Origin of the sequence: Pseudoduganella aquatica (assembly GCF_009857595.1) — a bacterium.
GTDB classification, from domain to species: Bacteria; Pseudomonadota; Gammaproteobacteria; order Burkholderiales; family Burkholderiaceae_D; genus Rugamonas; species Rugamonas aquatica_A.
Genome location: NZ_WWCU01000023.1, coordinates 57,351 through 83,854, shown reverse-complemented (window position 1 = coordinate 83,854; position 26,504 = coordinate 57,351). Strand labels below are relative to the sequence as shown.

The 26,504-nt window shown below is 64.0% G+C and carries 23 protein-coding genes; 20 read left to right on the top strand and 3 right to left on the bottom strand.

Going from position 1 to position 26,504, the window contains the following annotated elements; genetic code table 11:
* The first annotated feature begins 466 nt into the window (after positions 1–466).
* From GTP77_RS19285 to GTP77_RS19215, 15 genes are all read left to right on the top strand, one after another.
* On the top strand, positions 467–2,389 hold the full coding sequence (locus GTP77_RS19285; protein WP_161073766.1) for a PrkA family serine protein kinase: 1,923 nt from the start codon (positions 467–469) through the stop codon (positions 2,387–2,389).
* A gap of 85 nt (positions 2,390–2,474) precedes the next feature.
* Entirely contained in the window at positions 2,475–3,743 is a 1,269-nt protein-coding gene (locus tag GTP77_RS19280) for a YeaH/YhbH family protein (protein ID WP_161073765.1), read from the top strand.
* A gap of 22 nt (positions 3,744–3,765) precedes the next feature.
* Positions 3,766–5,304 carry a SpoVR family protein gene (locus GTP77_RS19275; protein WP_371869374.1) on the top strand — a complete coding sequence of 513 codons (1,539 nt, stop codon included), beginning with the start codon at positions 3,766–3,768 and terminating at the stop codon, positions 5,302–5,304.
* A gap of 492 nt (positions 5,305–5,796) precedes the next feature.
* A complete protein-coding gene (locus GTP77_RS19270; protein ID WP_161073763.1) occupies positions 5,797–6,459 on the top strand; it encodes an energy transducer TonB in 663 nt (220 codons plus the stop codon).
* An 81-nt stretch (positions 6,460–6,540) separates the two neighbouring features.
* Positions 6,541–7,470 (top strand): MotA/TolQ/ExbB proton channel family protein, encoded by a 930-nt coding sequence (locus GTP77_RS19265; RefSeq protein WP_187358774.1) that lies wholly within the window; start codon positions 6,541–6,543, stop codon positions 7,468–7,470.
* A 5-nt stretch (positions 7,471–7,475) separates the two neighbouring features.
* Positions 7,476–7,901: an ExbD/TolR family protein gene (locus GTP77_RS19260; RefSeq protein ID WP_025595585.1), complete on the top strand. Its 426-nt coding sequence runs from the start codon at positions 7,476–7,478 to the stop codon at positions 7,899–7,901.
* An 81-nt stretch (positions 7,902–7,982) separates the two neighbouring features.
* Positions 7,983–8,411, top strand: a complete 429-nt coding sequence (locus GTP77_RS19255; protein WP_187358773.1) for an ExbD/TolR family protein — start codon at positions 7,983–7,985, stop codon at positions 8,409–8,411.
* Positions 8,412–8,479: 68 nt separating this feature from the next.
* Entirely contained in the window at positions 8,480–9,703 is a 1,224-nt protein-coding gene (locus GTP77_RS19250; protein ID WP_228893589.1) for a tetratricopeptide repeat protein, read from the top strand.
* Positions 9,704–9,848: 145 nt separating this feature from the next.
* Positions 9,849–10,826 (top strand): bifunctional riboflavin kinase/FAD synthetase, encoded by a 978-nt coding sequence (locus tag GTP77_RS19245; protein WP_161073762.1) that lies wholly within the window; start codon positions 9,849–9,851, stop codon positions 10,824–10,826.
* Between the two features lie 64 nt (positions 10,827–10,890).
* Positions 10,891–13,755 (top strand): isoleucine--tRNA ligase, encoded by a 2,865-nt coding sequence (ileS, locus tag GTP77_RS19240; protein WP_161073761.1) that lies wholly within the window; start codon positions 10,891–10,893, stop codon positions 13,753–13,755.
* 148 nt (positions 13,756–13,903) lie between these two features.
* Entirely contained in the window at positions 13,904–14,413 is a 510-nt protein-coding gene (gene lspA, locus GTP77_RS19235) for a signal peptidase II (protein ID WP_161073760.1), read from the top strand.
* A gap of 22 nt (positions 14,414–14,435) precedes the next feature.
* Entirely contained in the window at positions 14,436–15,656 is a 1,221-nt protein-coding gene (gene coaBC, locus GTP77_RS19230; RefSeq protein ID WP_187358772.1) for a bifunctional phosphopantothenoylcysteine decarboxylase/phosphopantothenate--cysteine ligase CoaBC, read from the top strand.
* Positions 15,653–16,102, top strand: coding sequence for a dUTP diphosphatase (gene dut, locus GTP77_RS19225; RefSeq protein ID WP_161073759.1), 450 nt, complete (start codon positions 15,653–15,655; stop codon positions 16,100–16,102). The genes coaBC and dut overlap by 4 nt, the downstream gene beginning before the upstream one ends.
* A 9-nt stretch (positions 16,103–16,111) precedes the next feature.
* Positions 16,112–17,248, top strand: a complete 1,137-nt coding sequence (locus GTP77_RS19220) for a M48 family metallopeptidase (RefSeq protein ID WP_229202261.1) — start codon at positions 16,112–16,114, stop codon at positions 17,246–17,248.
* Positions 17,248–17,685, top strand: coding sequence for a surface-adhesin E family protein (locus GTP77_RS19215; protein ID WP_161073758.1), 438 nt, complete (start codon positions 17,248–17,250; stop codon positions 17,683–17,685). Before GTP77_RS19220 ends, GTP77_RS19215 begins: the two co-directional genes overlap by 1 nt.
* A gap of 43 nt (positions 17,686–17,728) precedes the next feature.
* Here the strand turns inward: GTP77_RS19215 and GTP77_RS19210 are convergent, their stop codons facing one another.
* Positions 17,729–18,340 carry a PEP-CTERM sorting domain-containing protein gene (locus tag GTP77_RS19210; protein ID WP_161073757.1) on the bottom strand — a complete coding sequence of 204 codons (612 nt, stop codon included), beginning with the start codon at positions 18,338–18,340 and terminating at the stop codon, positions 17,729–17,731.
* A 186-nt stretch (positions 18,341–18,526) separates the two neighbouring features.
* Between GTP77_RS19210 and GTP77_RS19205 the strand changes: the two genes are divergently transcribed.
* From GTP77_RS19205 to GTP77_RS19195, 3 genes are all read left to right on the top strand, one after another.
* The gene (locus GTP77_RS19205) at positions 18,527–19,552 is read left to right on the top strand and encodes an XdhC family protein (protein ID WP_161073756.1); all 1,026 of its coding nucleotides are present in this window, start codon (positions 18,527–18,529) and stop codon (positions 19,550–19,552) included.
* A gap of 81 nt (positions 19,553–19,633) precedes the next feature.
* On the top strand, positions 19,634–20,524 hold the full coding sequence (locus tag GTP77_RS19200; protein WP_161073755.1) for a DMT family transporter: 891 nt from the start codon (positions 19,634–19,636) through the stop codon (positions 20,522–20,524).
* A complete protein-coding gene (locus tag GTP77_RS19195) occupies positions 20,521–21,420 on the top strand; it encodes a DNA-3-methyladenine glycosylase family protein (RefSeq protein WP_161073754.1) in 900 nt (299 codons plus the stop codon). The genes GTP77_RS19200 and GTP77_RS19195 overlap by 4 nt, the downstream gene beginning before the upstream one ends.
* Here the strand turns inward: GTP77_RS19195 and GTP77_RS19190 are convergent.
* Both GTP77_RS19190 and GTP77_RS19185 read right to left on the bottom strand, forming a co-directional pair.
* Positions 21,417–23,675 (bottom strand): hypothetical protein, encoded by a 2,259-nt coding sequence (locus GTP77_RS19190; RefSeq protein WP_161073753.1) that lies wholly within the window; start codon positions 23,673–23,675, stop codon positions 21,417–21,419. The genes GTP77_RS19195 and GTP77_RS19190 overlap by 4 nt on opposite strands.
* Positions 23,672–24,439 carry a hypothetical protein gene (locus tag GTP77_RS19185; protein ID WP_161073752.1) on the bottom strand — a complete coding sequence of 256 codons (768 nt, stop codon included), beginning with the start codon at positions 24,437–24,439 and terminating at the stop codon, positions 23,672–23,674. The genes GTP77_RS19190 and GTP77_RS19185 overlap by 4 nt, the downstream gene beginning before the upstream one ends.
* Positions 24,440–24,547: 108 nt before the next feature.
* Here GTP77_RS19185 and GTP77_RS19180 point away from each other — a divergent pair, with 108 nt between their 5' ends.
* Both GTP77_RS19180 and GTP77_RS19175 read left to right on the top strand, forming a co-directional pair.
* On the top strand, positions 24,548–25,471 hold the full coding sequence (locus GTP77_RS19180; RefSeq protein WP_161073751.1) for a class I SAM-dependent methyltransferase: 924 nt from the start codon (positions 24,548–24,550) through the stop codon (positions 25,469–25,471).
* The gene (locus GTP77_RS19175; RefSeq protein ID WP_161073750.1) at positions 25,468–26,484 is read left to right on the top strand and encodes a MerR family transcriptional regulator; all 1,017 of its coding nucleotides are present in this window, start codon (positions 25,468–25,470) and stop codon (positions 26,482–26,484) included. The genes GTP77_RS19180 and GTP77_RS19175 overlap by 4 nt, the downstream gene beginning before the upstream one ends.
* The last annotated feature ends 20 nt before the right edge of the window (positions 26,485–26,504 follow it).

Below are 26,504 nucleotides of genomic sequence, written 5' to 3'. Positions count from 1 at the left end.
GCATCATAGGATGGGGCCATCTTAACGCAAAGGCGGACACACGCGCACGGTTTGCGTGCCGGTCAGCATGACTGCTTCAGCCGTGCTAATGTGGCACAAAAGCACCGGAAAAACGCGGTAAAAACCACTGGAAATTTAACTATTTCCAAGATTTTCCTGTTTAAAATCAGGTGGTTATAGAAACTAATTAAGTTAATTACGACATACCTTTTGACTTCCTGAACCAATAGAGCAATAATAAATTTCATAGACGTAAGATGCGTTACGACGTACACACAAATATGCCGGCAAAGCCCACCGCACGGCCACAAAGCACAGCTCCGAGGTACGGGCAATCCGTACCAGCGCAGGCAGCTGGCAACGATAGAAAAACAAAACAAGGAGTAGGTATCGCACAAGGCAAGGGCCAGCAGCCGTGTTGACTGCCGACCAAGTGACTAGCAGGTTTACATCAAAGGACATTCAAATGACCATTTTTGACAACTACGCAGCACGGTACGAGCGCACCAAGGAAGAAGAAATGTCAATGACGGAGTATCTGGCGCTTTGCAAAAAAGACCGGCTTACTTACGCCACCGCGCCCGAGCGCATGCTGGCCGCCATCGGCGAACCCACGCTGGTCGACACGCGCAACGATACGCGCCTGTCCCGCATTTTCGCCAACAAGGTCATCAAGATTTATCCGGCGTTCCGCGAGTTCTACGGCACCGAGGAAGTGATCGAGCAAGTGGTGTCCTTCTTCCGCCACGCCGCGCAGGGGCTGGAGGAGCGCAAGCAGATCCTCTACCTGCTCGGCCCGGTAGGCGGCGGCAAGTCCTCCATCGCCGAGAAGCTCAAGTCGCTGATGGAACAGGTGCCCTTCTACTGCCTGAAAGGCTCGCCCGTGAACGAGTCGCCGCTGGGCCTGTTCAACGAGGCCGAGGACGGCACCATACTGGAGGAAGACTACGGCATCCCGCGCCGCTACCTGCGCAACATTCCCAGCCCCTGGGCGGTGAAGCGCCTGCATGAATTCAACGGCGACATCAACCAGTTCCGCGTGGTCAAGCGCTACCCGTCCATCCTGAAGCAGATCGCCATTTCGAAAACCGAGCCGGGCGACGAGAACAACCAGGACATTTCCTCGCTGGTGGGCAAGGTCGACATCCGCAAGCTGGAAGACTACGCCCAGGACGATCCGGACGCCTACAGCTACTCCGGCGGCCTGTGCCTGGCCAACCAGGGCCTGATGGAATTCGTCGAGATGTTCAAGGCGCCCATCAAGGTGCTGCACCCGCTGCTGACCGCCACCCAGGAAGGCAACTACAAGGGCACGGAAGGCTTCGGCGCCATCCCCTTCGACGGCATCATCCTGGCCCACTCCAACGAGTCCGAGTGGAAGGCCTTCAAGAACAACCGCAACAACGAGGCATTCCTTGACCGTATCTATATCGTCAAGGTGCCGTACTGCCTGCGCGTGACCGACGAGATCAAGATCTACGACAAGCTGCTGGTCAACTCCTCGCTGGAGAAAGCGCCGTGCGCGCCCGGCACGCTGAAGATGATGGCGCAGTTCGCCATCCTGTCGCGCCTGAAGGATCCGGAAAACTCCTCCGTCTTCAGCAAGATGCTGGTGTACGACGGCGAAAACCTGAAGGACACCGATCCCAAAGCCAAGTCCATCCATGAATACGTGGACTACGCCGGCGTGGACGAGGGCATGAGCGGGCTGTCGACGCGCTTCGCCTTCAAGATCCTGTCCAAGGTGTTCAACTTCGACACCACGGAAGTGGCCGCCAACCCGGTGCACCTCTTATATGTGCTGGAGCAGCAGGTCGAGCGCGAGCAGTTCCCCCCCGAGACCGAGCAGAAATACTTCTCCTATATAAAAGAGCACCTGGCGCAGCGCTATGTGGAGTTCATCGGCAAGGAGATCCAGACCGCCTACCTGGAAAGCTATTCCGAGTACGGCCAGAACATCTTCGACCGCTACGTGACCTTTGCCGACTTCTGGATACAGGACCAGGAATACCGCGACCCGGACACCGGCGAAAGCTTCGACCGCGAATCGCTGAACAACGAGCTGGAGAAGATCGAGAAGCCGGCCGGGATTTCCAACCCGAAAGACTTCCGCAACGAGATCGTCAACTTCGGGCTGCGCGCGCGCGCCAACAACGGCGGCAAGAATCCGGCCTGGACCAGCTACGAGAAGTTCCGCACCGTGATCGAGAAGAAAATGTTCTCCAACACCGAGGAACTGCTGCCGGTGATCTCCTTCAACGCCAAGGCCAGCGCCGAGGACGCCAACAAGCACGCCGACTTCGTGGCGCGCATGGTGGAGAAGGGCTACACCGCGAAGCAGGTGCGCTTGCTGTGCGAGTGGTATCTGCGCGTGAGGAAGTCATCCTAAGCCGGCGGTGCGATAATACGAGGAAGGGACGGCCCAACAGCCGCCCTGCCCCGACGCCGGAAATTATGTAGCAGCAGGAGGCACTTTGACTTACCTCATTGACCGTCGTTTGCAAGGCAAGAACAAGTCCGCAGTGAACCGCGAACGCTTCTTGCGCCGTTACAAAGGCCAGATCAAGGACGCGGTGGGACGGGCCATCAAGGGCCGCTCCATCACCGATGTTGAAAATGGCGAAAAAGTGTCGATTCCCGTCAAGGACGTGAACGAGCCCTCGTTCGGCCATGCCCATGGCGGCGTGTGGGAAGTGATCAACCCGGGCAACCAGGAATACCTGAAGGGCGACCAGATCGCGCGGCCCAAGGGCGGCGGCGGCTCCGGGCGCGGCAAGGCCGGCAATAGCGACCAGACCTCGGAAGACGACTTCATCTTCGAGCTGTCGCGCGAAGAATTCATGAACTACTTCTTCGAGGACCTGGAACTGCCCAACCTGGTCAAGACCCAGCTCACCGCCACCACCGAGTTCAAGAACCAGCGCGCCGGCTACACCGTGTCCGGCACGCCGTCCAATATCCACGTGCTGCGCTCGCTGCGCGGCGCGCTGGGCCGGCGCATCGCCGTCGGCGGCAGCTCGCGCAAGCGCCTGCACGAGGCGGAGCTGGAACTGCAGGCCCTGCTCGAGGCGGGCGCGCCCATGGAAGACCCCAACGTGGTCGAGCTGCGCAAGCTGATCCACCACCTGCACACGCGGCTGCTGGCCATCCCCTATATCGACCCCTTCGACCTGCGCTACAGCAACCGCATCAAGGTGCCCAAGCCGATGACGCAGGCGGTGATGTTCTGCATCATGGACGTGTCCGGCTCCATGGACGAGAGCCGCAAGGACACCGCCAAGCGCTTCTTCATCCTGCTCTACCTTTTCCTCAAGCGCGTGTACGACAAGATCGACGTGGTCTTCATCCGCCACCACACGGCGGCGGCCGAGGTCAGCGAGGACGAATTCTTCCACTCGCGCGAATCGGGCGGCACGGTGGTGTCCTCGGCGCTGCACCTGCTCAACAAGGTGCTCGACGAACGCTACGGCGCCGGCCAGTGGAACAGCTACGTGGCCCAGGCCTCGGACGGCGACAACTGGGACAACGACTCGCTGCTGTGCAAGCAGCTGCTGGTCAACACCATCATGCCCAAGGTGCAGTACTACACCTATGTCGAGATCACGGACGGGCCGCCGCAGAACCTGTGGGAGCAGTACGCCCAGGTGCCGGACCTGCACCCCCACTTCGCCATGCAGAAAATCGTCACGCCGGCCGACATCTATCCGGTGTTCCGCGAACTGTTCAAAAAGCAGCCCAAATAAGCGGGCGCATTAAGGCACACGTATGAACCAGATGACTAAACGGCCACCGCATCCGCGCGCCCTGCCCGAGCAGTCCGAATGGACGTTTGAACTGATCGAGCAGGCGCACGAGGAAATCCGGCGCGTGGCGCACAACTTCGGCCTGGACACCTACCCCAACCAGCTCGAGATCATCACCGCCGAGCAGATGATGGACGCCTACACCTCGGTCGGCATGCCGGTGTCCTACAACCACTGGTCCTTCGGCAAGCACTTCCTGTCCACCGAAAAAGGCTACAAGCGCGGCCAGATGGGGCTGGCCTACGAAATCGTCATCAACTCCGATCCCTGCATCGCCTATTTAATGGAGGAGAACAGCCTGACCATGCAGGCGCTGGTGATCGCGCACGCGGCCTACGGCCACAATTCTTTCTTCAAAGGCAACTACCTGTTCCGCACCTGGACCGACGCCGAGGCCATCGTCGACTACATGGTGTTCGCCAAGAACTACATCGCCGAATGCGAGCAGCGCCACGGCATCGACGCGGTCGAGCTGCTGCTGGACTCCTGCCACGCCATCCAGAACTACGGCGTGGACCGCTACAAGCGGCCAGCCAAGCTGTCGCTGTTCCAGGAGCAGCAGAAGCAGAAGGAGCGCGAAGCCTACCTGCAGTCGCAGATCAACGAGCTGTGGCGCACCCTGCCGCGGCGCGACGAGGAGGAGATCGACAAGCCCATGCCGCGCTTCCCGCCCGAGCCGGAAGAGAACCTGCTGTACTTTATAGAGAAGTACGCGCCGCTGCTGGAACCCTGGCAGCGCGAGATGGTGCGCATCGTGCGCAAGATCAGCCAGTACTTCTACCCGCAGCGCCAGACCCAGGTGATGAACGAGGGCTGGGCCACGTTCTGGCACTACACCATCCTGAACCAGTTGTACGACGAGGGCGTGGTGGCCGAGGGCTTCATGATGGAGTTCCTCAAGAGCCATACCAACGTGGTGTTCCAGCCGCCGGTGCACAGCCCCTATTACAGCGGGATCAACCCTTATGCGCTCGGTTTCGCGATGATGACCGACATCCGCCGCATCTGCGAGCACCCGACGGACGAGGACCGCGAATGGTTCCCCGACATCGCCGGCAGCGACTGGCGCAAGACGCTGGACTTCGCCATGCGCAATTTCAAGGACGAAAGCTTTATCGCCCAGTACCTGTCGCCGCGCCTGATACGCGAGTTCCACTTCTTCGCCGTGCTGGACGACGACAAGAACGAAAAGCTCAACGTCTCGGCCATCCACGACGAGCTGGGCTACCGCTACGTGCGCCAGCAGCTGGCCGAACAGTACAACCTGGGCAACCGCGAGCCGAATATCCAGGTCTGGTCGGTCAACACCCGCGACGACCGCGCCCTGACCTTGCGCCACACCCAGTTCAACCGCCGCCCGCTGAACCAGCAGGCCAACGAGGTGCTCAAGCACGTGGCGCGGCTGTGGGGCTTCGATGTCCACCTGGAAACAGTGGACCCGCATGGCCATGTTATTAACACGCTGGAAGTCAAGCGTGAGAAGCGCAACCGCGGCGGCTGAACGCCTCCGGGGCGCCGCGCCCCGTCCCCTGCCCGCGTTCCGCGCCGCCGCCGCGGAACGCATATAGATAGAACAATATTTAAGACTGCCTTAACGGGCGCTAGTCTGTGAAATTCTTCTATACTATTCATATGGCGAACGCGCTTGAGTTGCACATCAGCAACGGCACGCACCAACTTTTGCACGGCTGGCCTGACCAATTCCGACATTTAATTCCGTTTTTCGGCGGAAAAATAAACATCGTGAAGGGGTCGAAAATTACTCCCCAAAAACGTGCCGGGAAGTCTTGCTTTTTGTGCCAGAACGGTGCAGCAGCAAGGCGAAAAACGGCGCTAAGCACATGAAATTTAACCGGTTTTAGGGATCAAAATTCTATGTAAATTGAAGGATTCGTATGTATAATTCGCCGACGTCCCGGATGCGGCTGGAGCTTTTTGTCGCCATAACGGGGTTCGAGGTAGTACAAAAGAGTTGGTATTGGAGAAAGCAGGCATGAATTTCACGCATAACGAGAAGGACGCCAAGAAGAATCTGACTGGCATAACCGTCGTGGTCTTGTTGCACATCCTGGTTGCGTACGGGATCGTGTCGGGTCTGGGCAAACGCCTGGTCGCCAAAATGGTCGAACCCGTAGAAACCAAGATCATCGAGGAAGTGGCACCACCTCCTCCAAAAGAACTGCCGCCACCGCCACCACCACCAGAGATGAAGGCACCACCACCGCCCTTCATTCCTCCGGTTGAGGTGAACGTGCAGCAGCCGCCGCCGCAGCAGAACGTTATCGCTAACGCGACCAACGTGAAACCTGCGACGAACGAGTTGCAGAAAGCGCCGCCAGCTGCACCGCCAGCACCGCCAGCGCCGCCTGCAAAATCGGTACACGTGCCTGCAGTAGCCGACTTCAACACTTGCGCAAAACCAGAGTGGCCTAAATCCTCCCTGCGCAATGAAGAAACCGGTACGGTAACGTTATCGTTCCTGATTGGTGTAGACGGCCATGTCGTCGAATCCAAATTAGTGAAATCCAGTGGCTTCAGGGATTTGGACAAAGCCGCAATCGCGGGTATTTCCAAGTGCCGTTTCAAGCCTGGCATGACCGACGGCAAGCCGGAGCAAGCGTGGATGCAAATGCAATACGTCTGGACGCTGGAATAAAAACCGGGGCAGCAGTTACGTCCCACTTAGTACTTCGTTGACATTTCAGCGAACTGATTATTTTATCAATTTGGAGGAAGCATGTTTAAGAATACCCGTTTGTCCGCTGTACTGGCCGCTGTGCTGTTCTCGGTGACCGCAGCATCCGCTCTGGTCAGCGCCCCAGCCATGGCTGACGCGCCTGCCTCGGCAGCCGCTTCGGCACCTGCAGCGGCTCCAGCGGATGCAGCGGCAGCTCCAGCAGCTCCAGCAGCAGACGCAGCAGCTCCAGCAGCATCGGCACCCGCAGCAGCCGGCACCCATGAAGAAGTAGAAAACCCATTCGGCTTCGAAGCCGTCTGGAACGGTGGTTTCGTTTCCCGTGGCACCCTGATCATCCTGACCATCATGTCGATGGGTTCGTGGTACATCATCGTCACCAAACTGCTGGACCAGATGAAGATCTTCAAGCAGTCGAAAGAATCCGCTGCCAAGTTCTGGAAAGCATCGTCGATCGCAGCTGGCGCCGCCACCCTGACCGACGGTTCCCCATTCCGCTTCATCGCTGAAACCGGCACCAAGGCCACCGCGCACCACGACGGCGCCCTGCTGGAACAAATCGACCTGTCGACCTGGGTAACCATGTCCATCCAGCGCGCTGTGGACAAAGTTCAGTCGCGTCTGCAAGACGGCCTGTCCTTCCTGGCAACCGTGGGTTCGACCGCACCGTTCATCGGTCTGTTCGGTACCGTTTGGGGTATTTACAATGCACTGATCAACATCGGCATGACCGGTAACGCGTCGATCGACAAAGTGGCAGGCCCTGTGGGTGAAGCACTGATCATGACCGCCTTCGGTCTGTTCGTGGCAGTTCCAGCCGTTCTGGGCTACAACTGGCTGGTGCGTCGTAACAAGTCCGCAATGGAAGACGTGCGTGCCTTCTCGGCTGACGTGCACTCCGTGCTGATCTCCGGCGCCATGTCGACCGCTGACTCGGCCATCCGTGCCGGCGGCGCTAAAAAGATTGGATAATAACCATGTCGATGTCCGTAGGCTCCGATAGCGGAGAAGATCAGGTAATGTCAGAAATCAACACGACGCCCCTCGTGGACATCATGTTGGTTCTGCTGATTATCTTTCTGATTACGAGCCCGGTCGTTCTCAAACTGCAGAAGATCAAGCTGCCGGAAGAGACCAACCAGGTAATTCAGACCAAACCGGAAGACGTCAACATCGTTGTTAACAAGGATGGCGACATCTACTGGAATCAAAAGAAAATGGCGGACACGAATGAGTTGTTCGATTTTCTGAAAAAAGAGGCCGTGAAACTGCCGCAGCCGGAAGTGCACGTACGTGGTGACCAAGAAACCAAGTACGAAGCAATCGGCAAGGTGATCTTCACGACTCAGCGTGCTGGTATCCAGAAGGTCGGCTTCATCACCGAACCGCCTGACAAGGGTTAAGGCCTCGGCCCAAGACCCTCGATGCCCCGGCCGGCCGTCATGGCCGGGGCAGGTCCAGTCACCTTCTACAAAGGAAACACCATGAGTATGAATGTCGGTTCCCCGGCCGCAGGCGCGGACCCGGAACCAATGATGGAAATGAACATGACGCCGCTGATCGACGTCATGCTGGTACTGATCATCATGCTGATCATCACCATTCCAAAAGCCAATCACTCGGTGAACTTGAACATGCCGGTCGGCACCCCGCCGCCGCCTACCAAGGACCCGGTTGTGATTACGATTGACGTCGACTTCGACGGTACGATCCTGTGGGATAACGCAGTCGTTCCCGACCGCGCCACCCTGGAATCGAAACTGACCGCCGTGGCAGCGCAAGCTGACCAGCCTGAGGTGCATCTGCGCCCCAACAAGCTGGTGTCGTACAAATCGGTGGCAGGCGTGATGGCTTCGGCCCAGCGCCTGGGTGTGACCAAGATTGGTCTGGTCGGCAACGAACAGTTCCAGTAATCCGTACTATTTATCGCAATAGGCAGGGTTTCCTGCCTATTGCGTTTCTACAGAAAGAATACTTCCTCATGACCAAGTTTCGTCTCGCTCATCTCGGCCTGGTGATGGCCGCCATCGGTTTTACCGCTGCCGCCCCGCTGACCGGCTTGACCTCGGTTGCCTACGCTGCTGACGCCGTCAGCGCCGCGGTCGGCAAACCGCTGCAGGAAGCACAGAAGCTGACGAGCTCCGGCAAGCACAAGGAAGCGCTGGCCAAACTGAAGGAAGCCGACGCAGTCGGTGGCAAAACCGAATTCGAGAAATACCAGATTGAGCGCGTGCGCGCCTCGGCGGCCGCAGCCGCCGGCGACAACGACACCGCTGCCCGCGCGTTTGAAGCCGTGGTCAACTCCGGCCGCCTGTCCGCCGGCGAATCGCCGAAGTTCACCCAGGCCCTGGCCGGCATCTACTACCGCGCCAAGGACTACCCGAAAGCCATCACCTGGATCCAGCGCGCGCTGAAAGACAGCCCGGGCGATGCACAAATGCACGACCTGCTGGTCCAGACCTACTACATCAGCGGCAAATTCGCCGAAGCGGCCAAGGAACTGCAGGCGAGCGGCAAGCAGTCCGAAGGCAATCTGCAGATGCTGGCCAATATCCAGCTGAAACAGAACGACAAGGCCGGCTACGTCGCCACCCTGGAAAAACTGGCCGGCAGCTATCCGAAGACCAGCTACTGGGCTGACCTGCTGAACCGCGTGGTCGGCAAGCCTGGCTTCTCGAGCACGCTGAACCTGGACCTGCTGCGCCTGAAACTGCAACTGGGTCTGCTGGCCAAGCCGAACGACTACATGGAAATGGGCCAGCTGGCGCTGCAAGTGGCCAATCCGGCCGAAGCGCTGAAAGTGATCGAGCAGGGCTACAAAAAAGGCGTGCTGGGCACCGGCGCCGACGCCGGCCGCCACCAGCGCCTGAAAGACCTGGCCGTGAAGACCGACGCCGACCTGAAAAAAGCGCGCGACGCCTCCGAAGCCGAGCTGATCAAGAACAAGGACGCCGACGGCCTGGCCAATATGGGTTACGCCCTGGTCAGCGAAGGCAAAGGCGACGCCGGCCTGAAACTGATGGACCAGGCGATCAAGTTCGGCACCGCCCGCCGTCCTGAAGAGATGAAACTGCACTACGGCCAGGCGCAAGCCATCGCCGGCAAGAAAGCCGCCGCCATCACCACGCTCAAAGGCGTGAAAGGCACGGCAGGCGAAGCCGAACTGGCCCGCTACAACATCATGCAGATCAACCACCCGATGTAATTCCCGTCCGGGAACACGAAGCGCTGCCGGCTCCCGCCCGCAGCGCTTTTTTGCTTTTCATGGTGCGCCGCAGTGTTTCCCCATGTGAATCCGGCCAACAGTCCGTATAATCCCCCATTTAGCCCAGTTTTCGCTCCAGATTCCCATGAAGGTATTTCGCGGACTTCCCAATGCAGCGGCGCGCGCGCCCTGCGCGCTGACGATAGGCAACTTCGACGGCGTCCACCTCGGCCACCAGGCGCTGCTGGCGCAGGTGCGCGCGGCGGCCAAGCAGCTGGGCCTGGAGGCGGCCGTGATGACCTTCGAGCCGCATCCGCGCGAGTTCTTCGCGCGCAAGGCCGGCGACCTGTCGAAAGCCCCGGCCCGCATCGCCAATCTGCGCGACAAGCTGCAGTCACTGGAGAATAACGGCATCGACCGCGTCATCGTCGAGCATTTCAGCACACCCTTCGCCGCCCTCACGCCGCAGGAATTCACCGAGAACGTGCTGGTCGAAGGCCTGCACGTGAAATGGCTGATGGTGGGCGACGACTTCTGCTATGGCGCGCGCCGCGCCGGCAATGTGGCCATGCTGATCGAGGCCGGCAAGCAGTACGGCTTCGAGGTGCATACCCTGCCCACGGTGATGAAGGGCTCCACCCGCATCTCCTCCTCGGCCGTGCGCGCCGCGCTGTCCGAGGGCGACTTCGCCCACGCCGAACAGCTGCTGGGCCACCCGTACTCGATTTCCGGCCACGTGATCCACGGCGCCAAGCTGGGCCGCACCATAGGCTACCCCACGCTCAACCTGCGCGTGCCGCACCGCCCCGCCCTGGGTGGCATCTTCATCGTGCAGGTGCACGGCCTGGCCGATGCGCCTTTGCCGGCCGTGGCCAGCCTGGGCGTGCGCCCCACCGTGGAGGACGCCGGCCGCACGCTGCTGGAGGTGCACATCTTCGACTACGCCCAGTCCTGCTACGGCAAGAACGTGCGCGTGGAGTTCCTGGAGAAGATACGGGACGAGGAGAAATTCATCGACCTGCCCACCCTGACCGCCGCCATCGACCGCGACGCCGAACTGGCGCGCGCGTGGTTCGCCCGGCGCACCAGCAGCGGCGCCGTCAACGCTACCGACCGAATTTGACTCTGCCCGGCAGCACCCGCAGCAGTCCCACCAAGCATACAAATACCCAAACTTAAAGATCGCTATGTCCGACAACAAACCAAAGAAGGCCGAGAGCAAATACCCGGTCAATATGACCGAAACCCCGTTCCCCATGCGCGGCGACCTCGCCAAGCGCGAGCCGAACTGGGTCAAAGACTGGCAAGAGAAGAAGATCTACCACCGCATCCGCAAGGCAGCGGCCGGCCGCCCGAAATTCGTGCTGCACGACGGTCCGCCTTACGCCAACGGCGACATCCACATCGGCCACGCCGTCAACAAGGTGCTCAAGGACATGGTGGTCAAGGCCCGCACCCTGGCCGGCTACGACGCGCCCTACGTGCCGGGCTGGGACTGCCACGGCATGCCGATCGAGATCCAGATCGAAAAACTGCACGGCAAAAACCTGCCGACCGCCGACGTGCTGACCAAGGCCCGCGCCTACGCGCACGAGCAGGTTGAGCGCCAGAAGAAGGACTTCATCCGCCTGGGCGTGCTGGGCGAGTGGGAAAACCCTTACCTGACCATGAACTACTCCAACGAAGCCGACGAGCTGCGCGCCCTCGGCCAGCTGCTGGAGAAGGGCTATGTCTACCGCGGCCTGAAGCCGGTGAACTGGTGCTTCGACTGCGGCTCGGCGCTGGCCGAAGCGGAAGTGGAATACCAGAACAAGCGCGACCCGGCCATCGACGTCGGCTTCGCCTTCCATGAATTCGACAAGCTGGCCAAGGCCTTCGACCTGCCTGCCCTGCCGACGCAAAACGGCTTCATCGTCATCTGGACCACCACCCCGTGGACCATCCCGTCCAACCAGGCGCTGAACGTGCACGCGGAAGTGAAGTACGCGCTGGTGCAGGCCGAACGCGACGGCCAGCCGCTGCTGCTGATCCTGGCGCAAGACCTGGTGGAGTCCTGCCTGGCGCGCTACAAGCTCGAAGGCACGACCATCGGCACCTGCATGGGCCAGGACCTGGCCGGCATCAGCTTCAAGCACCCGCTGCACGCGCGCGACGCCTTCTACGACCGCCTGTCGCCGGTCTACCTGGCCGACTACGTGACCACCGAGAGCGGCACCGGCGTGGTCCACTCCGCGCCCGCCTACGGCCAGGACGACTTTATCTCCTGCAAAGCGCACGGCCTGAAGGACGACGAGATCCTGAAACCGGTCATGGGCGACGGCAAATACGTGTCCACCCTGCCGCTGTTCGGCGGCATGAGCATCTGGGACGCCTCCAAGCCTATCTGCGACGCCTTGCGCGAAGCCGGCGCCCTGTTCGAACTGAAGATGTTCGACCACAGCTATATGCACTGCTGGCGCCACAAGACCCCCATCGTCTACCGCGCCACCTCGCAGTGGTTCGCCGGCATGGACGCGCATCCGAAAGACGGCGGCCCTACCCTGCGCCAGACCGCGCTCAAAGCCATCGACGAAACCAAGTTCTTCCCGGACTGGGGCCAGGCGCGCCTGCACGGCATGATCGCCAACCGTCCGGACTGGACCCTGTCGCGCCAGCGCCAGTGGGGCGTGCCGATGGCCTTCTTCATCCACAAGGAAACCGGCGACCTGCACCCGCGCACCCCGGAGCTGCTGGAACAGGTGGCGCAGCTGATCGAGAAGAACGGCATCGATGCCTGGCTGTCGCTGGACCCGGCCACGCTGCTGGGCGAGGACGCGGCCCACTACGAGAAGAACAAGGACACGCTGGACGTGTGGTTCGACTCCGGCACCACGCACCAGACCGTGCTGCGCGGCTCGCACAAAGAGCAGAGCGCCTTCCCGGCCGATCTGTACCTGGAAGGTTCGGACCAGCACCGCGGCTGGTTCCACTCCTCGCTGCTGACCTCCTCCATGCTGAACGGCGCCGCGCCCTACAAGGCGCTGCTGACGCACGGCTTCGTGGTCGACGGCGAAGGCAAGAAGATGTCCAAGTCCATCGGCAACACCGTGTCGCCGCAGGACGTGTCGAACAAGCTGGGCGCCGACATCCTGCGCCTCTGGGTGGCCGCCACCGACTACACCGGCGAGCTGTCGATCTCGGACGAGATCCTCAAGCGCGTGACCGAATCCTACCGCCGCATCCGCAACACGCTGCGCTTCCTGCTGGCCAACACCTCGGACTTCGACGCCAAGGCCAACGCCGTGCCGGTGGCAGAGATGCTGGAGATCGACCGCTACGCGCTGGCCGACATGGCGCGCCTGCAGGCCGACATCGCCAAGCACTACGAGAGCTACGAGTTCCACCCGGTGGTGTCCAAGCTGCAGAACTACTGCTCGGAAGACCTGGGCGGCTTCTACCTGGACATCCTGAAGGACCGCCTGTACACCTCCGCCGTGGACTCTCAGCAGCGCCGCTCGGCGCAGACGGCGCTGTGGCACATCACGCAAAGCCTGCTGCGCCTGATGTCGCCCATGCTGTCCTTCACCGCAGAGGAAGCGTGGGCGGTGTTCGCCGGCGCCGAAGCGTACAAGGCCAGCGACGAAACCATCTTCACGCAGACCTGGTGGGAACTGCCTGCGGTGGCGGACTCGGAAGCCCTGCTGGCCAAGTACACCGCGCTGCGCGACGTGCGCACCGGCGTGACCAAGCAGCTGGAAGACCTGCGCACTTCGGGCGCCATCGGCTCCTCGCTGCAGGCCGAGCTGGAGATCAAGGCCTCGGGCGAGAAGTACCAGCTGCTGGCCAGCCTGGATGACGACCTGAAGTTCGTCTTCATCACCTCGCAGGCCAAGGCCGTGCAAGTGGCTGCCGAAGCGGATGAAGCGGTGGCGGTCGCCGCCTCGGCCGCCGCCAAGTGCGAGCGCTGCTGGCACTACCGCGCCGACGTGGGCGCGCATGCCGACCACCCGACGCTGTGCGGCCGCTGCCACAGCAATCTGTTCGGTGCGGGCGAGAAGCGCAAGTTCGCTTAAACTCCGGTGCGGCGGGTTACGCGCTCGCGCGCCAACCCGCCCTACGCCACCGCAACACCGCAACACCGCAACACCGTAATGCCGTAACACCGTAGGGCGGGTTAGCGCGTAGCGCGTAACCCGCCAAAGCCAACCGACAAGACCACACATGGCATCCAAACCAAAAAGCTTCTCCTCCAAGTCCTCCTCCGGCGGCCTGACGCCGTGGCTGGGCATTGCCTTCATCGTGCTGCTGCTGGACCAGATCACCAAGATCACCATCAACAAGACCTTCCGCTGGGGCGAGGAAATGGTGGTCACGCCTTTCTTCAACCTGGTGCTGGCCTATAACAAGGGCGCGGCATTCAGCTTCCTGTCCAACGAGAGCGGCTGGCAGCGTTATTTCTTCACCGGCATCGGCATCGCCGCCGCGCTGTTCATTGTCTACCTCTTGAAAAAGCACGCCGGCCAGCGCATGTTCTGCTGGGCCTTGGCGCTGATACTGGGCGGCGCCATCGGCAACGTGATCGACCGCATCCTCTACGGCCACGTGGTGGACTTCCTCGACTTCCACTGGAAGGGCATAGGCCACTTCCCGGCCTTTAACATCGCCGATTCGGCCATCTGCGTCGGCGCCGCGCTGTTCGTGCTCGACGAGCTGCGCAGGGTGAACAAGTAGGCGCATTTATGGAACTGACATTATGGAACTGAGCGGCAAAAGAATCGTCCTCGGCCTGTCCGGCGGCGTGGCCTGCTACAAGGCTGCGGAACTGTGCCGCGCGCTCACGCGCGAAGGCGCTTCCGTGCAAGTGGTGATGACCGACGCGGCCACCCACTTCATCACCGCCGTGACCATGCAGGCGCTGTCCGGCAAGCCGGTCTACACCAGCCAGTGGGACCCGCGCGTGGACAACAACATGGCCCACATCGACGTCACCCGCAATGCGGACGCCATCCTGATCGCGCCCTGCTCGGCGGACTTCATCTACAAGCTGGCGCACGGCGTGTGCGACGACCTGCTGTCGACCATGTGTTTGGCGCGCCCGCGCACGGTGCCGCTGCTGGTGGCCCCGGCCATGAACGTGGAAATGTGGCAGAACCCCGCCACCCAGCGCAATGTCCAGCAGATCAAGGACGACGGCGTGCAGATCTTCGGCCCGGCCGCTGGCGAACAGGCTTGCGGCGAAGTGGGCCTGGGCCGCATGCTCGAAGCCGAGCAGCTGCTGGCCGAACTGATCGCCGCCTTCCAGCCGAAAGTCCTGGCCGGCAAGCGCATCCTCATCACCGCCGGTCCGACCTTCGAGGCCATCGACCCGGTGCGCGGCATCACCAATCTGTCCTCGGGCAAGATGGGCTACGCCGTGGCGCGCGCCGCGCGCGAAGCCGGCGCCGAAGTGGTGCTGATCTCCGGCCCCACCGCCCTGCCCACGCCCTTCGGCGTGCAGCGCATCAACGTGCAAAGCGCCTTGCAGATGCACGACGAAGTGCAGTCGGCCGTGCACGGCCAGCACGTCTTCATCTCCGTGGCCGCCGTGGCCGACTGGCGCGTCGTCAACGCCAGCACGCAGAAGATGAAGAAGAAAAACGACGGCACCGTGCCGGACCTGAAGTTCGAGCAGAACCCGGACATCCTGGCCAGCGTCGCCACCCGCACCAACCTGGCCGGCTACCCTTACTGCGTGGGCTTCGCCGCCGAATCCGAGAACCTGCTCGAATACGGCGCGGCCAAGCGCGAGAAGAAAGGCATCCCTCTGCTGGTCGGCAATATCGGCCCGCAGACCTTCGGCCAGGACGACAACACCATCATCCTGTTCGATGAAAACGGCCACACCATCCTGCCGCGCGCCGACAAGCTCACGCTGGCGCGGCAGCTGATTTCCGAAATTTCCAAACGCATAGCAAAGCATTCCCTGTTCCAATGAAAAACATCGACGTCAAAATCCTCGACCCGCGCATGAAAGACCAGATGCCGGCCTACGCAACCCCCGGCAGCGCCGGCCTGGACCTGCGCGCCTGCATCGATGCGCCCATCGTCATCGAGCCCGGCCAGACCGTGCTGGTGCCTACCGGCCTGGCCATCCACATCGGCGATCCGGGCTACGCCGCCATGATCCTGCCGCGCAGCGGCATGGGACACAAGAACGGCATCGTGCTGGGGAATCTGGTAGGCTTGATCGACTCCGATTACCAGGGCCAGCTGATGGTATCGACCTGGAACCGGGGCCACAGCACGTTCACGCTGAATCCCATGGAACGCCTGGCGCAACTGATTATCGTGCCGGTGCTGCAAGTGGGCTTCAACGTGGTGGAAGAATTCGGCGGCAGCGAACGCGGCGAAGGCGGCTTCGGCAGCACCGGCAAACATTAAGGAAACTCCATGGCAGGCAAGGCGCAGAAACTGATGGCGGCAGCGGACAAAAACGGCAACCAGGCGGGCGGCAAATTGGCCGCAGCAGCAGCGGCGCTGTCGGCGGCGCTGCTGTCGGCCTGCTCCACGCTGGCGCCGCAGGCCAGCGCGCCGCAGACCGCCCCTGTCCCGCATGCGCCCGCGGAAAACCAGCAGCCGGTGGTGAGCGCCAAGACGGCCGCCGCGCAGGACGCGTTGAGAACCATGGTCAGCCTGCAGGACCGCCTGTCGCGCGTGTCCGCCCCGCTGCTCATCAACAACGCCGACCTGTGCAAGAACATGGCGCGCAACCTGCTCGGCTTCACCGCGCAGAACCGCTACTCCTACCCGGGTGAATACTCCGACGCGGCCAACGCCGTGCTGGGCTACGGCGAACGCCTGCAGGTCAGTTCGGTGCTGGCCGGCAGCGGCGCCGCGCGCGCCGGCCTGCGCAAGGGCGACGGCCTGGTGTCCGTCGAAGGCAAGGCCCTGCCCGGCGGCCCGGACGCCGAATCGCAGGCGGCCGAGGTACTCGGCCCGCTGGTGGGCAGGCAGGCCGCGCTGAACATGACCATCGCCCGCAACGGCGGCAACCAGACGCTGAACGTGCCGGTCACGCGCGCCTGCGCCATCCGCGTCCACCTGGGCAACGCCGACAACATCAATTCCTACGCCGACGGCCAGCGCGTGCTGATCACGCGCGGCATGATGAACTTCGCCCAGAGCGACGAGGCCATCGCCTACGTGCTGGCCAAGGACATCGCCCACAATGTGCTGGGCCACGCCGGCGCCATGCGCAACACCGCCGCCGTGGGCAGCATGATAGACAACCTGGTGCGCACCAAGCCCGACCTGTCCCTGCTGATCGGCAGCGGCGGCCTGAAGCCGGTGCCGCAGGAAATGGACACGGCGGCCGACAGCCTGGCGCTGTACATGCTGGCGCGCGCCGGCTACAGCATCGAGCGCGCCAAGCCCTTCTGGCAGCGCCTGGCGACGCAATATCCGGCCTCGGTCATGAACGGCTACACCGCCCTGCACCCGGCCACCACGGTCCGCTTTGCCGCCATCGACAAGACCGTGGCCGAGATCAAGACCAAGCTGGCCACCAAGAAGCCGCTGGTGCCCTGATGAACCGCGCCGCCCTGCCGCTGCTGGCGGCGCTGCTCACGCTGTCCTGCACCGCACAGGCGGCAAGCAAGGCGCAGGGCGCCAACTGGAGCAAGCTGTCCGGCAACGGCGCCGCCACCCTCTACGTGGACAAGGCCAGCGTGGCCAAGGTGGACGACGGCGCCGAGGGCGCGCGCAAGGCCTGGACCCTGGTCTCCTACAGCAAGCCGCAAACCTCCGCCGACGGCAAGACCTACCGCTCGCTCAAGGCGCAATACCTGTATTCCTGCAAGGAGCACAGCGTGACCCTGCTGGCGCAAACCTTCTACCCGGCCACGCTGGCGCGCGGCGAAGCGGTCGGCAACTTCAAGTACGAGCAATACGACGCGGAACAGCCCGCAGCGGGCAGCCATACCGACACGGCCTACCGCTACGTGTGCCGCCGCAAGCTGCGCTAAAAAAAACCGGCCTCGCGGCCGGTTCGTTTTTATGCGCGCCGCTTTATGCGCGTTGTTTGCGGCGCAGTGCAGCCAGGCCCGCCAGGCCCAGGCCGAACAGGGCTATGCTGCCAGGTTCAGGCACGGCGGTGATCTTGGTGCTGAAGTAGGCAACGTTCTGGCTCACCGAATTGCCGGCCCAGATCCAGCGGGCGGTATCGGCGATCTCAGGACGATTTCCCCAGGGCTGCATGCCATCGGCGCCGAGGTTGGTCAGGCTGGTGTACGGCATATTGAAACCCGTGTTGTTGCCCTTCCAGTTGACGGTATTGGTCGTCAGCACGGTGCTGGCATTGGAAAACAGGTGCTTGTCATCGCCCAGGTTGAACTGGCCCAGCAGGCCGGCCGCGTCGGTGGGGCTGGCGTTGTCATCGTAAGCGTAGATGTGCAGGTAGTAGGTAACGCCATTCACCAGATTGGCCGTGCCCGTGATGGTGGTGCCCCAATCCGCGCCGCGGCTGAACTCGGTACCCGTGACGGTATCGCTGGTCGAGATGTAGGCGATGAAGCCGTTATCGACGCTCAGCTTGCTGGTCAGCGTGGTGGCGGCGGCGGAACCGGCCAGCAGCAGGGCGGCAGCGGCGACGGCGGTGCGGGACATGAAACGCTTGCTCATTGTTCTTTCCTATTGGATATTTTTAATCAATGGGAGCCATACAAGCAACAATCATGCCATTTTCTTGCAAACAATATTTTTTACTATAAATCAATAACTTAGGATTTTGGGCAACTTTTTGCCGCTCGCCAGTGTAAAGAATTCCGACAAAAAACGAATCGGCGGCGCCGTAGTATAGTTAAGCCCATGGATAGCATCGACCTCGAAGTACTCAAAACCAGCGCCGCCTGGGTCGCAGCAGGCCACCGCGCCGAGCTCGTCACCGTCATCAAGACCTGGGGCTCCAGCCCGCGCCCGATAGGCGCCACGCTCGCCATTTGCGACGACGGCCGCGTGGTCGGCTCGGTCTCCGGCGGCTGCATAGAAGACGACCTGATCGCCCGCGTGCGCGAACAGGGCATCACGCGCAGCGCGCCGGAAGTGGTCAGCTATGGCATCACGGCCGACGAGGCGCACCGCTTCGGCCTGCCCTGCGGCGGCACCATAGAACTGGCAATCGAACCGCTGGGCGCGCACAGCCGCATCGCCGAGCTGCTGGACATGCTGGAGCAGCGCCAGCTGGTGGAGCGCCGCCTGGACCTGCGCAGCGGCGCCGTGGCGCTGTCCCACACCGGCGTGGGCAATGTGCTGGAGCTGCGCGAAGGGCGCGAACTGGTCACGCAGCACGGCCCGCGCTGGCGCCTGCTCATCATCGGCGCAGGCCAGCTGTCGCGCTTCCTGGCGCAGATCGCCACCGCCATGGACTACCACGTCACCGTGTGCGATCCGCGCGAGGAATACCGCGCCGGCTGGCAGGTGGACGGCGTTCAGCTGGTGCACGCCATGCCGGACGACCTGGTGCTGGAAATGCGCCTGGACCACCGCAGCGCCGTCGTCGCGCTCACGCACGATCCCAAGCTGGACGACCTGGCGCTGATGGAAGCGCTCCGGTCGGACGCCTTCTACGTGGGCGCCATCGGCTCGCGCCTCAACAACGCCAAGCGGCGCGAACGCCTGCAGCTGTTCGACGTGACGGAAGCGCAGCTGGACAAGCTGCATGGTCCCATCGGCCTCTACATCGGCAGCAAGACGCCGGCCGAAATCGCCATTTCCATCCTGGCCGAAATGACGGCGGTGAAGAACGGCGTGCCGGCCGCGTTGCAGGTCAAGCACGCCGCCTCGCCGGAAGCGCCGTCCACGCCGGATGCGCCGAACGCCTGCGTGGTGACCTGAGCGAATTCAAAAGCAAGAACCGGCTGGCGCGTGCGGCGCGCCTGTCGCACAATAGCGCCGCCCACCTCACCGAGTCCGACCATGAGCACTGCCAACCTGCTGCGCCTTTTCCTGCTTGCCGCCATCTGGGGCGGCTCCTTCCTGTTCATGCGCATCGCCGCGCCGGTGCTCGGCCCCGCGGTGCTGATTGAATACCGCGTGGTGTTCGCCTCGCTGTTCCTGCTGGCCGTGGCGCTGCTGATGAAAAAGCCGCTGGACCTGCGCCAGAACTGGAAGCACTACCTGGTCCTGGGCTTCTTCAACTCCGCCCTGCCCTTCCTGCTCTACGCCTACGCCGCGCGCACGCTGTCCGCCTCCGTGATGGCGGTGCTGAACGCCACCGCGCCGATCTGGGGCGCCGTCATCGGTGCCGTATGGCACCGCCAGATGGTGTCCGCGCGCGTGATGCTGGGCCTCGTCATGGGCACCGGCGGCGTGGCGCTGCTGGTCGGCTTCGACCACGCCAGCTCGCGCGAAGGCGCCGGCCTGGCCATCGCCGCCGCGCTGTTCGCCGCCTTCAACTACGGCATCGCCAGCACCTACGCCAAGTCCGCCAAAGCGGTCGAGCCCTTCGCCAATGCGCACGGCAGCATGTGGGCCGCCACGCTGCTGGTGCTGCCCTCGCTGGCCTTCTTCCCGCAGCCGGGCCAGCCCACCGTGGGCATCATGGGCGCCGCGCTCGCGCTGGGCGTGCTGTGCAGCGGCGTGGCCTACTTGCTGTACTACCGCCTGATACGCGACGTGGGACCGACGTCGGCGCTGACCGTCACCTTCCTCAGCCCCCTGTTCGGCATCCTGCTCGGCACCCTGTTCCTGAACGAAGTGGTGGGCTGGTACACCATACTGGGTTCGGCCATCGTCATCGTCGGCACCGCGCTGGTCACCGGCTTCAAGCCCGGCTTCGGCTGGCTGCGCAAATCGGCCTCCGCATGAAGCACAGTATCGCGCTGCCGCAGGGCTACCGCCTGCACGACGTGCTCGCCTTCCACAGCCGGGACGCGGAAAGCGTGGCGGAGCAGATCAGCCCCGAACGGCTGCGCAAAGGCGTGGTGATGGATGGCGTGCCGCTGGTGATCGATATCGCGCTGGGCGGCGCAGACACAGGGCTAGCCGAATACGCGGTGCAAGCCGGCGTGGCGCTGCCACCCGCGCTGGCCGAGCAGGCGCGCAACGCCGTGCTGAATGTGCTGGGCCTGCGCATCGACCCGCAGCCCTTCCTGGACTTCGCGGCAAACGATTCACTGCTGGGCGAACTGTCGCGCCGCCAGCCCGGCCTGCGCATCGTGCAGTCGGCCACCGTGTTCGAGGCGCTGACCTGGGCCATCATCGGCCAGCAGATCAACCTGCCCTTCGCCATCTCGCTACGCCGCACCTTCATCCTGCAGGCCGGCGTTGAGCACAGCAGCGGCCTGTGGTGCTACCCGGACGCCGCCGGCGCCTCGCGCCTGCAAGTGGGCGACCTCACCAGCCGCAAATTCTCGCGCGCCAAGGCGGAAACCCTGCTGCGCTTTGCCGCGCTGGTGGCCAGCGGCGAACTCGATCTCGTGCCCGGTCCCGGCAACAGCATCGACGACATCGGCAAGGCGTTGCTGGCGGTGAAAGGCATAGGCCCGTGGACCGTCAACTACGGCCTGCTGCGCGGCTACGGCTATCCCGACTGCTCACTGCACGGCGACGTCGCCATCCGCGCCGCGCTGCAAGCGCTGCTGGGCGAGGACAGCAAGCCGGACATGGCCCGCACCGAAGAAATACTCAAGCGCTACGCGCCCCACCGCACCATGGCGGCGGCCCATTTGTGGGCCAGCCTGCATCCGCGCGCCGCCGACTAGAAGAAGTACTTGGTCTGCTGCGCCCACTTGCTGTTCGGGTAGTTCTTCTTCAGCAGGTTGAAGGCCTCCTTCGAATACTGCGCGCGCAGCTGGTCCTTCTCTTCCTTGTCCGTCCCATACGGGCACTCCATGCGCGTGGACGCCACCAGGAAATGCAAGGCCTTCGGCGCCTCGTCGTCGTTCGGCTTCAGCTTGGCCCACGCCAGCAAGGCCGGCGCGATGAACTCCGTGCGCAGCGGAAGCTTCAGCAGCACCTGCTGCTCCTTGCCAGCATCCGCCAGCTGCTCCGGACCCAGGTGGCGCGGCGGCTGCTGGGGCATGGCCTGGGATTCCTCCATTCCGCCCGAGCGGCAGCCCCAGTTGCGGCTGAGGCCCTGCGCATCGATCACGGACGGATTCAGTTCCGGCGTGTTCACCAGTATCAGCGCACCGGCCAGCTGCCGTTCCGCGCCGCTGGCCGCCTTGCGGTAGCGCGCGTAGAGATGCTCGGTGGTCTTGCGGCCTTGCGCCACCTTGTCCAGCAGCGCCAGCGCCGTTGCCTCGTCGTTGAAGATCAGCGCGCGCGCCAGCATGGTTTCCTCCAGCGGCTTGCGCCACTGCTTGGGCAGGCGCGGATGCGCCAGCAGCGCGCGCAGCTCGGCGGTTGGGAAGTAACGGTACACGCTGCGGCCGAAGTCCTCGTCGGTCTCGCCTTCGGCCGGCGCGGCATCGATCGCCTCGCCTGCTTCCACAGGGTCTGGTTTGCGCGGCGCGGCCTTCAGGAAGTCATCCAGCGTCCCGGCGGAAAACAGCTTCAAGGCCAGGTAGCGGTTGGTGGTGGCGACCGACATGGCCTTGCCGTGGCTGGCCATCAGGCGGTCTATGTCCTTGTCGGCCTGCGCCGCCTGCTTCTCGGCGATGGCGAGCCGCGCCAGGTTGTACTGCAGCGTGAGATACAGCGGATGCCTGGCTGGCACTGCGGCGGCGGCTTTCTTCTCGGCCTCCGTCAGCTCGCCGGCGTGGGCCAGCGTCAGCAGCGGCGCCAGCCAGAGCGCGCCGTCGTCCTTCTGCTTCAGCCAGCGCGCGCGCAGATCCTGCAAGGCTTGCGCCCGCGCCTGCTGCACCTCCTTGCTGTTCGCGCTTTCAAATACGTCCAGCGGCGCCTCGGCCTGCATGCTGCCTATCCAGGCCGTCAGCGGTTCCTGCGCCGCGATCATCGCGCTGCGCGGCTGCTGGTCCAGCAGCACCAGATAGTCGCTCAGCAGCCTTGGCGTCTCGGCGCTGAAGGGCTCCTGCTCCAGCCTGCGTGCCAGCACGGCGATGCGCGCCACCGGGTCCAGGCGCGCGTCCACCAGCGAGATCATTTGTTTTGCAGGCGCATACGACGGCGCCAGTGCATCCAGCTCCTTGCGCGCCAGCGCCAGCTTGGCCGCGCGGTCCGGCGCCTTGCCGCCCTGCTCCAGCGTGGCGCTGCGTATCAGGCTGCGCGCCGCCAGGTAGCTGCCCAGCGTGCGCCAGGGCGACTTGGCATCCTGCGCGACGGCCAGGAACTGCTTGCGCGCCAAGTCGAAATTGCGGGCGTAAAAATGCGCGGCGGCGGTCTGGTATGCCTGGTCGGCCTTGAGCCAGTCCGGCGCGTTCGCGGGCACGGCGGAAGGCAGCTGCACCACCCGCTTCGGCTGCGGCGAGCCATACTGGTAGGGCGGCTCCTCGCAGTTGGCGAACACCGCGTCCTGTCCTTGCAGCCAGGCCTTGTGCCACTGGTCCGCCTTGCCGCCAGCGCCGAGCTGCGCACGCGCCTTCATCGTCAGCGCCGCCTGCTTGAACGCATCCTCATGGCAGTTGACGTAGCTGGCGTGTTCCACGTCCCCCATCACGTCCAGCTTCACATCCGCCAGGCCCCATTGCTTGGCGTAGACTGCGCGCTCCTTCAGCCAGGCGCCGGAGCCGTTCTTCTCCGCTTCGTAACTGTAGTCCCAGCCGCTGGTTTTGCCCACATGCCAGCGATCCAGTTCCAGCGCGGCGAGCTGCTGCGGCGTGAGCGCGCGGCCCTTCGCGGCCTGGTAAGCCAGGTAGTGGTAGACGCGCCAGTACGTCCCTGGCAGCACGCCCAGGTTGCCGCCCGCGAACTGGGCCAGCACGCCGGGCGCAACCTGGTATTCGGATGCGAAGCGGTTGGCGCTGAAACCGTCGCCGCCGCTGGACAGCGCAGGCTGGGGCAGCGCCGCGAACAGCGCGGCTGCGGCGATGGAAGAAAGGATGCGGTGTCGTTTCATGGGATGGACGAGTAGGGTTCGGATTGCATGGCCCGCCAGCTTGCAGCGGTCCACGGACGGGGAGAAAAATAATAGCCGCGCGCGGCCACGCTGCGCAGCGGGGGCTCGTCGCTCGCGTAGCCTGCGGCGGCGCGGCACACCGGCTGGGTAAAGCCCTGGCGGTGCAGGCGCTGGCGCAAGGCGTCCTGGCCCGGCCCCATGCGGAAAGCCATCGGCACCACCTCGTCGGCCACGCCGGCCGGCAGCCACGCGTCGTCCATGCACCACGAGGCCAGCGCCGTCACCGACAGCGCGATGCGCGGATCCAGCTGGCGGCGGATCTCGGCCATGGTCTGCGCCAGGAAAGGCCGCTGCGAGCGGCGCACTTCAAAATCGAGCTGCACCACGCTGCGGTTGCCGCGCTGCGCCACGCGCAGCAGTTCCTGCACGATGCGCGCAGACTGCTGCGCGCTCAGCGCCGGCGGCACGCGCCAGGAGGCGTCCACATGCAGCACAGGCACCAGCGCAGCGCCTTCGCGCAGCAGCAGCGGCGCGGTGCGCGGATGGACCAGCGCCTCCTCGCCGCGCAGCAGCATGGTGGACGCCACATAGGCCACGCCGGTGTCGGCAGGCAGCCAGCGCAAATCCTCCGGCCGCTCCCACGCCCACAGCATGCGCGCAGGAAGCTGCGCCAGGGCCGGGTGCGCCGGGCGTCCGGCATGGCCGTCCGCACGCAGCGCCGAGCAGGCCAGGCATGCGAGCAGGAAGATGAGTAGGCGTTGCATAGCCAGCATCATAATGGAAAGCCGCCACCGCATGCGTACAGCCGGCGCTTGACCCTCACGCAGCGTCAGGCTTTAGGCTATCCTTTCCCTCACCACGAAAGGAACAGCATGCAGCACGATAGCCCCAAGCCCAGCGCCATGATGGTCGCCGTCCTGCGCGGCGCGCACCAGTTGCTGGACGCGCCGCTGATACTGGACGACCCGCTGGCCCTGCCCATCCTGGGCGCGGAACGGGAAGCCGAAGTGCGCGCCAACCCGGAGCGCTTCCACGACCCGCTCGCAACGGCACTGCGCACCACCATCGTGATCCGCAGCCGGCTGGCGGAAGACACCTGGCGCGAGGCGCAGCAGCGCGGCGTAATGCAGCACGTGATCCTTGGCGCGGGACTGGACACCTCGGCCTATCGCGGCAAGCTCCCTGCGGGGGTGCGCGTGTTCGAAGTGGACCTGCCCGCCACGCAGCAGTGGAAGCGCGAGCGCCTGGCCGCCGCCGGCATCGCGGCGCCGGACACCGTGCGCTACGCGGCCGTCGACTTCGGCACCACCACGCTGGCGGACGGCTTGGCGCAAGCGGGCTTCGACCACAGCGCGCCGGCCTGCTTCACCTGGCTGGGCGTAACGCTCTACCTGGCGCCGGAGGACGTGGCGCACACACTGCGCTATATCGCCTCCTGCGCGCAGGGCAGCAGCGTGGTGTTCGATTTCGTCATCTCGCCCGCGCTGCTGGAGCCGAGGGAGCGCGCCGCCATGGAAGCGATATCAGCCAGCCTGGCCACAGGTGGCGAGCCTTGGAAGAGCAATTTCGCACCCGCCGAACTGGAGGCGCTGCTGCGAAGCATGGGCTACAGCCGTATCGAGCACTACGGACGGGAGGAACTGACGCAGCGCCATCTGCGCGGCCGCAGTGACAATCTGCGCCTCGGCGGCAGCACCGGCATCATCCGCGCCACGCTGGGCGCCGATGCCGCAGCAGAGCCAACGCAGGCGGACGATGGCGCGGCGGTCCGCGCAAACAAAGCAGCGGCGCCATGATACGGGTCGGCGAACTGGCCAGGCGCGCAGGGCTGACGGTGCGCGCGCTGCACCACTACGACAGCCTGGGCCTGCTCAAGCCGTCCGCGCGCGCCGAATCGGGCTACCGCCTGTACAGCGCAGCAGACGTGGCGCGCCTGCACCAGATCCAGGCACTGCGCCGCTTCGGCATGCCGCTGGCCGAAATCGCCGGCTTCCTTGCGCAGCCGGATGCGCCGCTGGCGGACCTCGTCGGCCAGCAGATCGCCGCGCTGGACCGTCAGATAGCGCAAGCCGCCACCCTGCGCGCGCAACTCGCGCAGCTTCAGCAGCAACTGCACAGCGGCGAAGAACCCGGGCTGGGTGACTGGCTGTCGGCGCTGGAGCGCATGGCGGCGTATGAACAATACTTCAACAAGGAGGAGCTGGCGGCGCTGCCGCTGGCCGGCGCCACAGCGCAGCGCGAGTGGGCCGCGCTGGTGGCGTCGGTGCGCAGGCTGATGGAACAAGGCGGGGCGGCAGACAGCGAGCCCGCGCAAACGCTGGCAAAGCAATGGATGTCCATGCTGGAGCGCGACACCGCCGCCAATCCCGACTTCGCGCGCCGCCTGAACGCCATGATGGCCGAGCGTCCCGCCGCGCGCCAGCACAGCGGTATCACGCCGGAGATGAAGCAGTACGTCACGCAAGCCTTCAGCGCCTTCAAGCTCTCGCTGTACGCCAACTATCTCGACGCGGAAGAACTGGCCCGCATGCGCGCGCAAAGCGGCACGCAAACCGGCGAGTGGCTCGCGCTGATCAGCGCCGTGCAAGCCCAGATGGCGGCAGGCGCCGCGCCGCACGACAGCCGCACGCAAGAACTTGCACGGCGATGGCTCGCCCTATTCCAGCGCCACGCCGGCGCCGATCCCGCCACCCGCGAAAAAATCCGCCGCGCCCACGAAGCCCACCCCACCCTACTCTCCGGCACCTGGATGACGCCCGCCCTCCTCACCTACCTGCGCACCGCCCTCGCCGCCTTGCCCGCCGCTTGATCCCGGCCAAGACCAGCAAC

What these genes read in the sequence shown, in the direction of transcription:
- GTP77_RS19260 (WP_025595585.1), top strand. Translation starts at nt 7,476, where the DNA reads ATGTCGATGTCCGTAGGCTCCGATAGCGGAGAAGATCAGGTAATGTCA.
- GTP77_RS19215 (WP_161073758.1), top strand. Translation starts at nt 17,248, where the DNA reads ATGAACCGCGCCGCCCTGCCGCTGCTGGCGGCGCTGCTCACGCTGTCC.
- GTP77_RS19220 (WP_229202261.1), top strand. Translation starts at nt 16,112, where the DNA reads ATGGCAGGCAAGGCGCAGAAACTGATGGCGGCAGCGGACAAAAACGGC.
- ileS (WP_161073761.1), top strand. Translation starts at nt 10,891, where the DNA reads ATGTCCGACAACAAACCAAAGAAGGCCGAGAGCAAATACCCGGTCAAT.
- GTP77_RS19190 (WP_161073753.1), bottom strand. Translation starts at nt 23,675, where the DNA reads ATGAAACGACACCGCATCCTTTCTTCCATCGCCGCAGCCGCGCTGTTC.
- GTP77_RS19255 (WP_187358773.1), top strand. Translation starts at nt 7,983, where the DNA reads ATGAGTATGAATGTCGGTTCCCCGGCCGCAGGCGCGGACCCGGAACCA.
- GTP77_RS19210 (WP_161073757.1), bottom strand. Translation starts at nt 18,340, where the DNA reads ATGAGCAAGCGTTTCATGTCCCGCACCGCCGTCGCCGCTGCCGCCCTG.
- GTP77_RS19205 (WP_161073756.1), top strand. Translation starts at nt 18,527, where the DNA reads ATGGATAGCATCGACCTCGAAGTACTCAAAACCAGCGCCGCCTGGGTC.
- GTP77_RS19275 (WP_371869374.1), top strand. Translation starts at nt 3,766, where the DNA reads ATGAACCAGATGACTAAACGGCCACCGCATCCGCGCGCCCTGCCCGAG.
- GTP77_RS19245 (WP_161073762.1), top strand. Translation starts at nt 9,849, where the DNA reads ATGAAGGTATTTCGCGGACTTCCCAATGCAGCGGCGCGCGCGCCCTGC.
- GTP77_RS19265 (WP_187358774.1), top strand. Translation starts at nt 6,541, where the DNA reads ATGTTTAAGAATACCCGTTTGTCCGCTGTACTGGCCGCTGTGCTGTTC.
- lspA (WP_161073760.1), top strand. Translation starts at nt 13,904, where the DNA reads ATGGCATCCAAACCAAAAAGCTTCTCCTCCAAGTCCTCCTCCGGCGGC.
- GTP77_RS19270 (WP_161073763.1), top strand. Translation starts at nt 5,797, where the DNA reads ATGAATTTCACGCATAACGAGAAGGACGCCAAGAAGAATCTGACTGGC.
- coaBC (WP_187358772.1), top strand. Translation starts at nt 14,436, where the DNA reads ATGGAACTGAGCGGCAAAAGAATCGTCCTCGGCCTGTCCGGCGGCGTG.
- GTP77_RS19175 (WP_161073750.1), top strand. Translation starts at nt 25,468, where the DNA reads ATGATACGGGTCGGCGAACTGGCCAGGCGCGCAGGGCTGACGGTGCGC.
- GTP77_RS19250 (WP_228893589.1), top strand. Translation starts at nt 8,480, where the DNA reads ATGACCAAGTTTCGTCTCGCTCATCTCGGCCTGGTGATGGCCGCCATC.
- GTP77_RS19285 (WP_161073766.1), top strand. Translation starts at nt 467, where the DNA reads ATGACCATTTTTGACAACTACGCAGCACGGTACGAGCGCACCAAGGAA.
- GTP77_RS19180 (WP_161073751.1), top strand. Translation starts at nt 24,548, where the DNA reads ATGCAGCACGATAGCCCCAAGCCCAGCGCCATGATGGTCGCCGTCCTG.
- GTP77_RS19195 (WP_161073754.1), top strand. Translation starts at nt 20,521, where the DNA reads ATGAAGCACAGTATCGCGCTGCCGCAGGGCTACCGCCTGCACGACGTG.
- GTP77_RS19200 (WP_161073755.1), top strand. Translation starts at nt 19,634, where the DNA reads ATGAGCACTGCCAACCTGCTGCGCCTTTTCCTGCTTGCCGCCATCTGG.
- GTP77_RS19185 (WP_161073752.1), bottom strand. Translation starts at nt 24,439, where the DNA reads ATGCAACGCCTACTCATCTTCCTGCTCGCATGCCTGGCCTGCTCGGCG.
- dut (WP_161073759.1), top strand. Translation starts at nt 15,653, where the DNA reads ATGAAAAACATCGACGTCAAAATCCTCGACCCGCGCATGAAAGACCAG.